Annotated in this window: 11 protein-coding genes and 5 pseudogenes; 11 read left to right on the plus strand and 5 right to left on the minus strand. The window is 69.4% G+C overall.

The genetic code is table 11. The annotated features are described in order from the left end of the window. Positions 1-302: pseudogene (locus ACTIR_RS26710) on the minus strand (hypothetical protein); the annotation flags it as partial. Positions 303-451: 149 nt separating this feature from the next. Between ACTIR_RS26710 and ACTIR_RS0114600 the strand changes: the two are divergent. Continuing rightward, positions 452-1,144 (plus strand): TetR/AcrR family transcriptional regulator, encoded by a 693-nt coding sequence (locus ACTIR_RS0114600; protein WP_026454847.1) that lies wholly within the window; start codon positions 452-454, stop codon positions 1,142-1,144. On the opposite strand, the gene ACTIR_RS0114605 is transcribed toward ACTIR_RS0114600, so the two are convergent. Next, complete coding sequence (locus ACTIR_RS0114605) at positions 1,141-1,407, minus strand: hypothetical protein (RefSeq protein WP_026454848.1); 267 nt, start codon at positions 1,405-1,407, stop codon at positions 1,141-1,143. The two genes, ACTIR_RS0114600 and ACTIR_RS0114605, sit on opposite strands and share 4 nt — an antisense overlap. A 265-nt stretch (positions 1,408-1,672) precedes the next feature. On the opposite strand from ACTIR_RS0114605, the pseudogene ACTIR_RS27540 reads away from it, so the two are divergent. After that, a pseudogene (locus ACTIR_RS27540) lies at positions 1,673-2,086 on the plus strand (IS3 family transposase); the annotation flags it as partial. Between the two features lie 59 nt (positions 2,087-2,145). Next, positions 2,146-2,328: pseudogene (locus ACTIR_RS27545) on the plus strand (DDE-type integrase/transposase/recombinase); the annotation flags it as partial. A 127-nt stretch (positions 2,329-2,455) separates the two neighbouring features. On the opposite strand, the gene ACTIR_RS23500 reads toward ACTIR_RS27545, so the two are convergent. Together ACTIR_RS23500 and ACTIR_RS27550 are read right to left on the minus strand one after the other, a co-directional pair. After that, complete coding sequence (locus ACTIR_RS23500) at positions 2,456-3,481, minus strand: hypothetical protein (protein ID WP_026454849.1); 1,026 nt, start codon at positions 3,479-3,481, stop codon at positions 2,456-2,458. A gap of 81 nt (positions 3,482-3,562) precedes the next feature. Continuing rightward, a pseudogene (locus ACTIR_RS27550) lies at positions 3,563-3,739 on the minus strand (helix-turn-helix domain-containing protein); the annotation flags it as partial. A gap of 186 nt (positions 3,740-3,925) precedes the next feature. Between ACTIR_RS27550 and ACTIR_RS0114615 the strand changes: the two are divergent. The 7 genes from ACTIR_RS0114615 to wecB are packed head-to-tail and all read left to right on the plus strand — an operon-like array spanning position 3,926 to position 10,105. Next, on the plus strand, positions 3,926-5,089 hold the full coding sequence (locus ACTIR_RS0114615) for a radical SAM protein (protein ID WP_052583896.1): 1,164 nt from the start codon (positions 3,926-3,928) through the stop codon (positions 5,087-5,089). After that, positions 5,086-5,649 (plus strand): hypothetical protein, encoded by a 564-nt coding sequence (locus tag ACTIR_RS0114620; protein WP_026454851.1) that lies wholly within the window; start codon positions 5,086-5,088, stop codon positions 5,647-5,649. Before ACTIR_RS0114615 ends, ACTIR_RS0114620 begins: the two co-directional genes overlap by 4 nt. Further along, the gene (locus tag ACTIR_RS0114625) at positions 5,646-6,440 is read left to right on the plus strand and encodes a hypothetical protein (RefSeq protein ID WP_233345917.1); all 795 of its coding nucleotides are present in this window, start codon (positions 5,646-5,648) and stop codon (positions 6,438-6,440) included. Before ACTIR_RS0114620 ends, ACTIR_RS0114625 begins: the two co-directional genes overlap by 4 nt. Beyond that, entirely contained in the window at positions 6,437-7,558 is a 1,122-nt protein-coding gene (locus ACTIR_RS0114630; protein ID WP_034240220.1) for a phosphoenolpyruvate carboxykinase (ATP), read from the plus strand. The genes ACTIR_RS0114625 and ACTIR_RS0114630 overlap by 4 nt, the downstream gene beginning before the upstream one ends. Continuing rightward, positions 7,555-8,349: a sugar phosphate nucleotidyltransferase gene (locus ACTIR_RS0114635; RefSeq protein ID WP_026454854.1), complete on the plus strand. Its 795-nt coding sequence runs from the start codon at positions 7,555-7,557 to the stop codon at positions 8,347-8,349. Before ACTIR_RS0114630 ends, ACTIR_RS0114635 begins: the two co-directional genes overlap by 4 nt. After that, positions 8,342-8,992: an NUDIX hydrolase gene (locus tag ACTIR_RS0114640; protein ID WP_026454855.1), complete on the plus strand. Its 651-nt coding sequence runs from the start codon at positions 8,342-8,344 to the stop codon at positions 8,990-8,992. The genes ACTIR_RS0114635 and ACTIR_RS0114640 overlap by 8 nt, the downstream gene beginning before the upstream one ends. 6 nt (positions 8,993-8,998) lie before the next feature. After that, on the plus strand, positions 8,999-10,105 hold the full coding sequence (gene wecB, locus ACTIR_RS0114645; RefSeq protein ID WP_026454856.1) for a non-hydrolyzing UDP-N-acetylglucosamine 2-epimerase: 1,107 nt from the start codon (positions 8,999-9,001) through the stop codon (positions 10,103-10,105). Between the two features lie 64 nt (positions 10,106-10,169). On the opposite strand, the pseudogene ACTIR_RS25500 reads toward wecB, so the two are convergent. Next, positions 10,170-10,568: pseudogene (locus tag ACTIR_RS25500) on the minus strand (helix-turn-helix domain-containing protein); the annotation flags it as partial. Positions 10,569-10,703: 135 nt separating this feature from the next. Here ACTIR_RS25500 and ACTIR_RS23505 point away from each other — a divergent pair. Beyond that, positions 10,704-11,340: LLM class F420-dependent oxidoreductase (locus ACTIR_RS23505; protein ID WP_034240223.1), on the plus strand; the 637-nt coding region annotated here is incomplete at its 3' end.

The following is an 11,340-nucleotide window of genomic DNA, read 5'->3' on the forward strand; positions in this document are numbered from 1 at the left end:
AGGGCGGTGTTGCGCCGCACCGCGGCCCGCCAGGCGCGGGAGACCGCGTCGACGTGGTCCCGCTCCCCGCCGCCGGGCACGTTGTCGGCGTCCTCCGGGCCCGCGACCCGGGCACGCAGATATCCGCTCAGCGCCTGGGTCCACCGCTGGTGCAGCGCCAGCAGCAGGTTCTCCTCGCTGCCGAACAGGTCCCGCGCCCCGTCGATCCGGTCGAACGGGATCCGCCCGTGTGCGTCGTGATTCCCCAGTTCGACCGCAGCGTCCATGATCTCGCGTCTGCGGTAGAAGTCCTTCCAGCTCATGGCCTGCCCCCTTCTCCGGCCTCGTCCCACCGGGCATCCCCGGTGTGAACCGGGGCATACCGATGGTTTGAGTCATACTGTCGGTATGTACTTTCCGTGCTCAACATACCATCGGTACGGAGACTGTGCCCGGGGTTAAGGTTGTGAGCGTGGTGACACCGAGGTCCGAACAGAAGGCGACCGGCCCGGCGGGCCGGACGCCCCCGCCGGGCGGCGCACGCTCCCGGCGGGACGACCATGCCGAGTCCACCCGGGAGGCACTGGTCGCCAGCGCGGTCGCGCTGTTCACCGAGCGGGGGTACGGCCGGACCTCGCTCGACGAGATCACCCGGCGGGCGCGCGTCACGAAGGGCGCGCTGTATCACCATTTCTCCGGCAAACAGGCGATCTTCGAGGCGGCCTTCGACGCGGTCGAGACCCGGGTGAAGGACCGGCTGGAGGCGCTGCTGCGCCGGCCCGGCCCGCCGTGGGAACGGGCCCTGACCAGCCTGCGCGAGTTCATCGCGAGCTGCCTCGACCCGGCCTACCAACGCATCGCCCTGCACGAGGGGCCGGTGGTGATGGGCTGGCAGCGGTGGCGGGAGGCCGAGGACCACTACAGCCTCGGACTGATCCGGCAGAGCATGCGTGACCTCATCGACGCGGGGGAGCTCGTCGAGATGCCCGTGGAGATGACCTCCCGCCTGCTGCTGGGCACCCTGTGCAGCGCCGCGACCGAGATCGCGAACGCGGACGACCCCGAGAAGGTCGCCACCGAACTGGAACGGGCGATGACGGGCCTGCTCGACCAGGTCCGGCGAGCCTCCCTCGAAGCCCGGGCAGGCCGACCGGACGCCGACTAGCTCGCGCGCCGCTCCCGGTCGAGGCGTTCGAGCAGCCACGAGCGCGCCATGGTCGACATGGGCAGGTGGTGCTCACGGGCCACTTCCCACAAGTCGTTGAACTGGTCGTCGGTCAGTCGGACATTGAACATCCGGCTGGGCCGATTCGGTCGGGTGATCCGGGTTTCGGGCGGGTAGGGCCCGGTCGCCTCCGCTTCGGCTTCGAGCGCACGGGCGTCTTCCCGGGCCGCGCGCTCGGACGTCTCATCCGTCCTCTTCGTCATCGGACACCGCCCTTCTGTACGTTGCCAGGTCGCGCCCGCTCGCGGTCCAGGCATTCATGGCGTGCAGCCTTCCGTCCAAGTCGCGATAGGCCTGGAGCGCTTCGGTGTCGAGGTCCGACCATCAGGGTCGCGACCGGGAAGGAGGCTCGGAAGCGGCTCCGGTACGGCGACGACGCCGAGCAGGACACCGGTGCCGGCGTCACCGGCCTCTCCCAGCACGGCGCCGTCACCGACGACTAGGTGTATGAGGCCGCGACGTTGGTGACTGGAAGCCGAGACCGGTTGTACTGTGGCCGAGGTTGCTCGGGAGCTGGGGTTGATCCAGCAGACACTGCGGGACTGCGTGAACGCGCACGAGGCCGTACGTGATGACCCGGAGCCGTCGTTGAGCGTGTCGGAGCGCGCGCGGCTGCGCGAGCTGGAAGAGGAAAACCGTCAGTTGCGCATGAAGACGGAGTTCCTGGGAAAAGCTGCATCCGAATTCTATGACTGGCTGTCGCGGTCCGAGTCGGACACGGACCGGCGTCGTCGCTACTTGGGTGCCTTGATCAAGAAGTGTTTCGACGACTCCGACGGCACCTACGGACACCGGCGCATCCACGCCTGGCTGGCCCGCTCCAACGAGCCGGCCACACCGGAGCTGGTTCGCAGCATCATGCGTGAACTCGAGCTCGTGCCCTGCCAGCCACGCCCCTGGTGGCCGAGCTTGACCGAGCCCAGCACGCACGTGCTGCAGGACGCGACTTCACCGCGCGCACGCCGTGCGCGAAAATGGTCGGTGACATCACGTATATCCCGACCGGCGAGGGGTGGGTGTATCTGGCAACGGTCATCGACTGCTACTCGAAAGCCGTCGTCGGCTGGGCCATCGACGACCATTACCGCACACCACTGATCGAGGAAGCCATCCGCATGGCCGCACGCAACCACACCCTTCCCGTCCGTGCCATTTCCGTTCGGACCGTTCTGTTGAGGTCCTCACCCGTCAGCTTTGCAGGGAGGCTCAGGCGGTGCCCTGTTCGTGGTGGTCGGCCACCGGGTCGCGTCTTTACACAGTGATGTGCGCCCGCCGGGCGAGTCCCCCCAGTTCGGGCATGGCGCCGTGCCGGGGCGACGTGGTCAGGGAGCCGATCAACTGCCGCGCCGAGCTGCGGGTGTGGACCTCTCCCGGGGCGTGGTGCTCCGCGAGCAGCACAGCTCGATATGCCTGGTCGTCGTGGCCGTGCTGTTGCCATGCCATCGCGAGATCGACCAGGTAGCGGCCCTTGCGTTCGGTGGTGGGCAGCGCGTCGAGGCGAACCTTGCGGGCCGCGTCCAACGCGGTGGCGGAGTCACCCAACTTGTGGGCGCTGCTGATCTGGTGCGCCAGGGCGTAGTCACGCGCCCGCCGCAGCTGGTGGTGGTCGCTGATCCGGTCGGCCACGGCAGCCGCTTCCCGGTAGCACTCCACCGACCGGTCCCGGTCATCTCGCATGGCGGCCGCGTATCCGGCCACGCACCACAGCTCGACCGCGTGCCGCCATGTGGCCGGATGATCCTGTCGAAGCGGCAGGTCCTCTATCGCGCGGATGCCGACCCGTTCAGCCTGCTCGTAGTCACCGATCCGGCGTGCCGCGGTGGACAGCACCCGCCGGGCCTGCGCGAGCACCAGAGGATCGTCGGCCTGCTGCGCCCGGTGGACGGCACGGTCGGCCGCCATCGGCTGTAACCCGGACACCAGCAGTTTCGCCAGGGCGTGCGCGGCGAGCTGGTAGCTGGTTGAGGCCAGCGCCGCGGTTTCAGCTGTCGGTGTGGCGGCCATGCTCGCCTCAGCGGTGGACACCAGCCGCGGGAGTTCGTCGGACAGCCACACGTAGCGGCACGCGTCGAATCCGACCCGCGCACGGTCCAGCCGTGCCCGCAGCTCGACCGCCGGCATCGGTGCGGCGTTGGCGCCGGTGGTGGTGAACAGGCAAGACGACATCCGCCGTTCCAGCAGCACCGCCGGGTCCGGTTCGGCGGCCGCGGCAGGTTGGGTGAACGCGGCCGCGACACCGAACGCGCCGGCCGCGCCGAGGAATGCGCGACGGTCCACCGGATCCTCCGAAGTGTGATTGTGCAGACTGGACCCAACGGTAGGCGACTGGTCGACGAGGCCGAACGTTGACGGTGGCACGTCGAGAACGTCCGCCAGCTGCCGCAAAACAGTGACGTCCCGGATCGGCTGCGCCCCGGTCTCTGCCCTCGACACCCGCGTCTTGGTGTAGCCGATACGTCGTCCCAGCTCGTGTTGGGTCCACCCTTTCGCCCGTCGAGCCTGTCTGATCAAGTCCCCCCTGCTCGCCTGCTGCATGTGCGCCTCCAGCAATCGCGTCACCGCTCACCGTAGCGACACCGAGGGCGTTTCAACCCGAGTTGCCTGATCGGCAACCGGCGTGCCAAGTCGGCACGCCACGCTCCGACCAAAGCTGGTGTGCGGTTACGTGGAGCTCGCCACGAGTTGGGCATCACCGCATGGCCGAGGTGGGAGGGCACGACAATGACTGTTCCCGCAGCGCACCACGTTCAAGCCAGTGATCCGGGCCGCGTGTGGGCGCCGGTCGTGGATCAGCATGCGACGTGGATCGCGGTCAATCCGGTGCAGGGCTGTCCGAAGCGCTGCACCTATTGCTTCCTCAACGAGCGCGGGCAGACCGCTGTGCCGCCGACGCAGGTCGCGTCGCCACACGAGTCGGTGAGCTTGCTGCTCAGCTCGGAGTTCTACGGCCCGTCGCGTCCGGTGGCGTTCTACACCTGGACCGATGTGATGGCGCTGCCGACCTCCCGGGCGCATCTGTCCGCGCTGCTGGGGGAATGGGTGCGGCGTGCGGTGCCGAATCCGCTGGTGCTGATCACGAAGTGCCGGGTCCCGGACGAAACGATCGCGGCCATCAACTCCGCCCGCGAACACGGGGCGACGGTGCTGGTGTACCTGAGCTATTCGGGCCTGTCCCGCGAAGTCGAGCGGGGGATCCGGCACGACGCGATCGTGGACAACTTCCCCCGCTTGGCCGAGGCCGGGGTTCCGATCGTGCACTACTGGCGGCCCGCGTTCCCGAGCTCCGCCGACCGCGAAACGATGTGTCGGGTTCTGGACCACGCGGCGCGTTACGCGACCTGCACCGTCGCCGCCGGGCTCAAAGTTGAGCCCGCCGCGTTGGAACGCATGGCGAAATCCTGGCCGGAGCTGGCGAACACCCCGGGTGTGGCTGAGGCGGAGGGCGTGTATCCGCGCGCGTTCTGGAAGTTCATCCACCGCACCTGGCAGCGGCATCCCGGCTATCCGGTGTTTCACACGAACTCCTGTGCCCTGTCCTTCGTCCTTGACCGGGCGGACTCGTTCGGCGTTTTCGGCAGCCTCACGTGCCGGGTGCGCAACACCTGCCCGGTGGCGCAGCGGGAGCGCTGCACCGTCGCCGACTCCCAGCGCACGCCGCCCAGCGATGACGAGGTGCGTGCCGCGTTGGCTCGCCGCGGTGTGCCGGCGGCGTCGTTCTCGTTGGTCGGGCAGGGCCGTGAACTGGTCATCGACGCGGCAGTGGGGACGAACGTCGCCGCCGCGCTGACCCAAGACCTCGGTATCCGGATCCGGGTGGCGCGGGACGGTGGGGACCCGTACTGGAGCAGCGGGACGGCTGGGGCGACGCCCGTGATCCTGCCGTGACCCGCCGCCTGCTCAGCGAGCACACCATCGAGGTGTTGGGCGACGTGCGCCGTCTGCGCCGCCGGTTCGCCACGACCGCGCCCCGAGACTGGGATCCCAGCACCGCGGCCGCGGAGTTGTCCGTGCAGGTCGGGCACCTGGCGTTGTGCCTGCTGCGTGTGCACGGCGCCGACGTCGCCGGGCTCGAGGATCCGCGCCGTCCCATCGACGACGTCGGAGACGAGTTGGCCGACATCGTGCTCGCCGCGTTGAGTATCACCGTTCTCGCCGGTTCCGAGCCTGTCGGCTGTGCCGAGCTGCCGCACGCGGAAACGGCTCTTGAAGCGTTCCTGCGGCTGCTCGTGGCAGCGGGCAACCTCGCGGAGGCCGCGCTGGTCGAGCACGGCTACCGCCACCGGCCCGAAGGGGACCCGCCGTCGCTGCCGCACGCCGCCGGCGCAGTCCTCGCGGCTTGTGACGTGCTCGCCGACCGGCTGGGGCTCGACCTGCTCGGCGAGTTCCGCGCGATGGTCACCGACGCGGACGGTTTCCTCGACGAGCGTGGCGGGGGTGTGTCGTGAGTCAACAGGTGGGCGAGTTCGACGCTCATCGTCGCGACGGTGCGCACGTCATCAAGCGCCTCACTCGACAGCATCCGGCGGGCGCCCGGTTCGTCACCGCCATGAGCGCTACCGGTCCGGCCGGGATGCGCGCCTACGTCGACGCGCTCCGGGCGGGTGGGGTGCGGCTTGCAGACGACCTGCGGATCGTCGACTCCGAACCCTTGACGGTCCGCCACAGGTGGGTGCCGGGACCGACCCTTCTCCACGCCGCCGGCCACGCGGAATCCGCCGTCGTCGCCGCGGCCGCCACCGAGATCACGTGTTGGGTGCGGTCCCTCGACGGCGCGGACGCGCGGCTTGACACCAACCTCGCGAACTTCTGCCTCACCGGCGGCCGGCCGGTGCTCGTCGATGTGCTGCCGCCGTTGATTCCGAGTCTGCGGCCGGAGCCGGTGACCCTGTTCGACGAGTTGTTCACCGCGCTGAGCTGCGACACACCGGTCGTGCTCGACGCGTTCCTCGGCTACGCCCTGCGGGCATGTCTGCGCGCACCGAACCGGGCGTCCGCTCGTGCACTACTGCCCATCGTCGAGGAAGTCACCGCCGACACCACCACCGCGGGCTTCCCGGCCACGTGGTTCCGTGCCCGACTTCAACTGGCGACCCGCGCCGTGCGCGGCGAGATCACGGTCGACTCGGTGCACGAGTTCTTCTCACTCACGTCGGTTCTGGGTTTTCGGCAGGCCACCGAGCACGCCCGCCGACAGCGCATCGACATTGTCGCCCGACGCATCCAGGAGTGGTCATGACCGCACAGCCGTACGACTCGTGGACGTCGCATCTGGGTGACCTGACGTTCGAGCTCAACGCGCCGGCGTCCTGGTCCGCGCAGCAGCGGCGATACCTGGCCGACTACCTGCCCGGCCCCCTCGGCGACCAGAACTTCGGAGCGTTCCGTCTCATCGTGCAGCCCGACGACGCACGGTGCGAAGAGGTCGCCCGGGACGCGAACCGGCCACCGGTAGCCCGACACCTCGAACCAGTTCCCGGGGTGGTCCTCACCGAGACCCGCACACCCACCGGGGCTCGCAGTTACGCCGTGGCGGCCGACGCGTTGGAGCACCAGACCCGCGCCTACGCCGTCCGCGTGCACGGGCGCAGCATCGAGCTGTATCTGCACTCCACTGCGCGACGTCCACACGCCCACCCGCTGCGGTTGATGCGGGAGGCGATGCTGCGCACCTACGAGGACCACGGAGGTGTCGTCTTCCACTCGGCCGGCGTCGACATCGACGGCCACGGGGTGATGATCGTCGGACCTCGTTCGGCGGGCAAAACCACGCTGCTGACCTGCCTGATACGCGCCACCCGCGGCGCGTTGCTGTCCAACGATCGGCTCATCCTCGATCACCAGCGGCGACTGGTCGCCGTCCCGCTACCTGTCCCGGTCGCACGCGGCACGGTGGAAGCCGTGCCCGAACTCGCCGACGCCGTGCCGGGCCTGTCCCGCCCGCAGCGCCCGGTCGACACGCTCCCAACCACCTTCGGAACCACGGAGAAAGTCGAGTTCAGCGCCCGCGAGTACGCCGCCGCGCTCGGGACTTCCCTCGCTCCCGGGTCCTGGCTGCGGACGATCATCGTGCCCCGGCTGACCGACACCGCTGAACCTGCGACCATCCGCACGCTCCCACCAGCGGAAGCCCGGCGGGTGTTGTCCGCCAGTTGCTTCACGCCCCGCGACGAGTTTTGGCGACAACCGTGGCTCGTGCCCCGCGCGACGCCCGACGCCGCACTCCAGCGCCACGCCGAACCGGTCGTGTCGAATGTCGCCGACACTGTCCCCTGCGTGGAGGTCCGGTTCGGGATACGCGACCCACTCGGCCAACTGGAACGGGTACTTCCGACACTGGAGAGGGTTCTTCCATGACCAGCAGCAGGTTTCCCGCGGTCGTGACCGCGGCGGGCGCGGCCACACGGTTCCAGCCGTTCGCCTCCACGGTGCCCAAGGAGATGCTGCCGCTGGGCCCCACGCCCGCCGTCGAACACGTGATCCGGGAATGCCTGGGCGCCGGAACCACCGACGTCATCGTCGTCACCAGCCCCGGCGACACCCTCATCCCAGCCCACGTGCAAGGTCTGCGCGCCGAGGGGATGCCCGTCCAGACCGTCGTGGAGGACTTGTCCCACGGTTACGGCAACGCCGCCCCACTGCTCACCGTCCGGGAACGGCTCGCCTCCTGTGAGGCGTTCGCGGTCGCGTTCGGCGACGACCTCCTCATCGGCGAACATTCACCCGGCGGGAACCTCGCCGCGATGTGCGACCGCCTGTGTGGTGACACCGAAGGCGTCATCGCGGCGCAACACATCGATCGGAACGACACGCGCTCGTTCGGCATCGTCGACACCACCGACTCCCCGGATCGTGTCTGTAGGATCCGTCAACGCCCAGCCCCGGAAACGGTGGACGAACCACTCGCGGTCGTTTCCCGCCTGGTCCTGCGGCCGTCGATCCTCGACCGGCTCCGGCCCACCGAGCTGGCGCGTGGCGAGGTGGACCTCGGCATCGCCACGGGCCAACTCGCCGCCGACGCCCGCGTCTCAGTCCACCGGATCACGGGACACTGGGTCACCGTCGGCGACCCTCGCCACTACTTCGACGCCCTCCGCACCTACTGGCAGCACCACACCGGCCCGGCAGGAGTTCACACCCGTGACTGAGATCGACATTTTCAACGACCGCTACGAACACGTCGGCGTCGACACCAAGAAGCAAGCCCACCGCCAGGGGCTGTGGCACCGCACGTTCTCCGCGCTCGCCCTCAACCCGAGCCGCCGCCGCGTGCTGTTGCAGAAGAAGGCACCCGGCCGGTACTCGTTCGACCGGCCCGACTACGCGGACATCACCGTCGGGGGCCACTACCACGCGGGCGAGGACGTCGAAGACGGTGTGCGTGAAGTGCACGAAGAGCTCGGCCTCCCAGTCTCCTACGACCAGCTGCATCCGATCGGGCTGCGCCAAACCGCGGTCACCCTCGCGCCCGACTACATCGAACGCGAGTTCCAGCACTGGCACCTGCTGCCCCTCGACATCGACCTCGAAGACATCCCACTGGCCGACGCCGAGGTCACCGGACTCGTCGACCTCGACGTCGACGACGCGGTCGCACTGGCCGCCGGCGACACCGACACCGTGCCCGCCCGTTTCGCCAGCCGCGCCGACACCGGCCTCCGCCACAGCGACGGCACACTGTCCCGCGCCGAGCTCGTGCCCAACTACCTCGCCCTCGACCAGCTGTACTTACGCCTGTTCGTCACCGCCCGCCGCTACTGCACGGGCGAACGCGGACACCTGTTCTGGTAGACACCCGTGACTGTCGCTCTCGTCGTGGGAACCCGCCCCGAAGCCATCAAACTCGCGCCGCTCGCCGCACTGCTCGGCCCCAAAGCGCTGGTGGTCGACACCGGCCAACACCACACCGTCGGCATGACCGGCCACCTCGCCCCCGACGTCGCACTCAACACTGCCCACCATGCGACACGGGGAACCCAACTCGGCGCGATGACCAGCGCACTCGACCAGGTCTTCCGCGACACCCGGCCCGACCTGGTGGTGGTGCAAGGCGACACGACCTCCGCTCTTGCCGGGGCCCTCGCCGCGAACGCGACCGACGCACCGCTGGTGCACGTCGAGGCAGGTCTGCGCAGCTTCGACCGCGCCATGCCCGAGGAACACAACCGAGTCCTCATCGACCACCTCGCCGACTGCTGCTGCGCACCCACACACGCGGCCCGCGACAACCTCCTGGCCGAACGCATCACGCCCGACCGGGTCGCGGTCACCGGCAACACCATCGTCGAAGCCGTCCACCACAACCTGCCCGAGCCCGGGCGGCAACGACAACTCCTGGACCAGGTGGGGACCACCACCGGTGGATTCGTCCTCGCGACCCTCCATCGACCCGAGAACACAGACGACGTGGAGACGCTGGAGACGATCCTGCGGGAACTCGCCGCGGTCCGTAGGCCGCTCGTCCTGTCACTGCACCCGCGCACCCAATTCCAGATCACGAAATCCGGTCTCACCAGGTTCACACGCGAACTTCGATGCACCGGCCCCCTCGACTATCCGACCCTGCTCACCATGATCCGCCACGCTGCCGTCGTGGTCTCCGACTCCGGGGGTGTCCAGGAAGAAGCCACCGTGCTGAAACGCCCGGTCCTCGTCGTCCGCCGCAGCAACGAACGCCCCGAGGTGGAAGGAGCCTTCGGCACACGGCTGCAACCGGGCCAGGACATCGCAGGCACCGTGAACCAGTGGCTCGCCGACATCGCGGGCACCCACGCCCGCCTCACCGGCCGGCCCTCTCCGTACGGGGACGGCACCGCGGCACGGCGAATCGCGGACGCTATGGCTCCCTACAGGCCGATGTCGTTGAGGGCGTTGTCGGTCCACCCGTCCTCCTCGCGGATGTAGCCGGCGACTTCGCCGCTGGTGGGCACCCACCGGCCCTGCCGGCTGATGGAGTGCTGGTCGTGCCCCGCCGCGGTGCGCGATTGCTGGCGCCGGTGGGGTCGAGGAAACGGCGACGCTGCAGGCCCAGGCGCCGCAGGTGGCGAGTGACGGTGCGGCGAGCGAGAGGCACACCCTCGACCGGCAGTTCCAGGGAGATCCGGTTCGCGGACCACTTTCGGCTGCGGCGTAGTGACTCGATACGGGACACGGTCTGACCCGGTGTGGCCGTCGGTTGCCGGTGCGGCGTTGAGGGCCGGTCGATCAGGCCCAGTTCGCCGAATCGGCGGTAGCGGTTGACCCACTTCGAGGCGCACTGCCGCGAGATCCCCATCTCGGCGGCAACGTGGGCGATCGGACGGTGCTGGCACCGAGCGATGAGGCAACGACGGCCCTCGACAGACAGCGGGGCATTACGGTGTGACACAGGACGGGTCCTTGCGGGTCGGCGGACGAGGGACTTGGCGGTTGTCATCCTGCCGCCGCAAGACCCATCCCCCTGGCCGACCCCGATCACCCCGCGTCAACAACCTCCCAACCCGCAACAACTAGGCTCGTCCCGGTGGACCTGAGGATCTTCACCGAACCGCAGCAGGGTGCCGACTACGACGATCTGCTCCGCGTGGCGCGCACGACCGAGGAGTGCGGCTTCTCCGCGTTCTTCCGCTCCGACCACTACCTGAAGATGGGATCGGTCAGCGGCCTGCCCGGCCCCACCGACGCGTGGATGACACTCGCCGGACTGGCGCGGGAGACCTCGCGCATCCGGCTCGGCACGCTGGTGTCGGCGGCCACGTTCCGTCACCCGTCGGTGCTGGCGATCTCCGCGGCCCAGGTGGACCGGATGTCCGGCGGGCGGCTGGAGTTCGGCCTCGGCTCGGGCTGGTACGCCGACGAGCACACCGCCTACGGCATCGACCTGCCGCCGCTGCGCGAACGCTTCGACCGCTACGCCGAACAGCTCGCGGTCATCACCGGGCTGTGGCGCACGCCGGAGGGGGAGACCTTCTCCTTCGACGGCGACCACTACACGCTGGAGGACGCCCCGGCGCTGCCGAAACCGGAGCAGCGGCCCGGCCCGCCGGTGATCCTCGGTGGCACCGGCCGGACCCGTACCCCGGAGCTCGCCGCCCGCTACGCCGACGAGTTCAACCTGCCGTTCAGCGACCGCGCCACCGCCCGGACGCAGTACGAGCGGG

Source organism: Saccharomonospora iraqiensis subsp. iraqiensis, assembly GCF_000430445.1.
In the GTDB taxonomy this organism is placed as follows: Bacteria; Actinomycetota; Actinomycetes; order Mycobacteriales; family Pseudonocardiaceae; genus Saccharomonospora; species Saccharomonospora iraqiensis.

What these genes read in the sequence shown, in the direction of transcription:
- ACTIR_RS0114605 (WP_026454848.1), bottom strand. Translation starts at nt 1,407, where the DNA reads ATGACGAAGAGGACGGATGAGACGTCCGAGCGCGCGGCCCGGGAAGAC.
- ACTIR_RS0114615 (WP_052583896.1), top strand. Translation starts at nt 3,926, where the DNA reads ATGACTGTTCCCGCAGCGCACCACGTTCAAGCCAGTGATCCGGGCCGC.
- ACTIR_RS0114630 (WP_034240220.1), top strand. Translation starts at nt 6,437, where the DNA reads ATGACCGCACAGCCGTACGACTCGTGGACGTCGCATCTGGGTGACCTG.
- ACTIR_RS0114635 (WP_026454854.1), top strand. Translation starts at nt 7,555, where the DNA reads ATGACCAGCAGCAGGTTTCCCGCGGTCGTGACCGCGGCGGGCGCGGCC.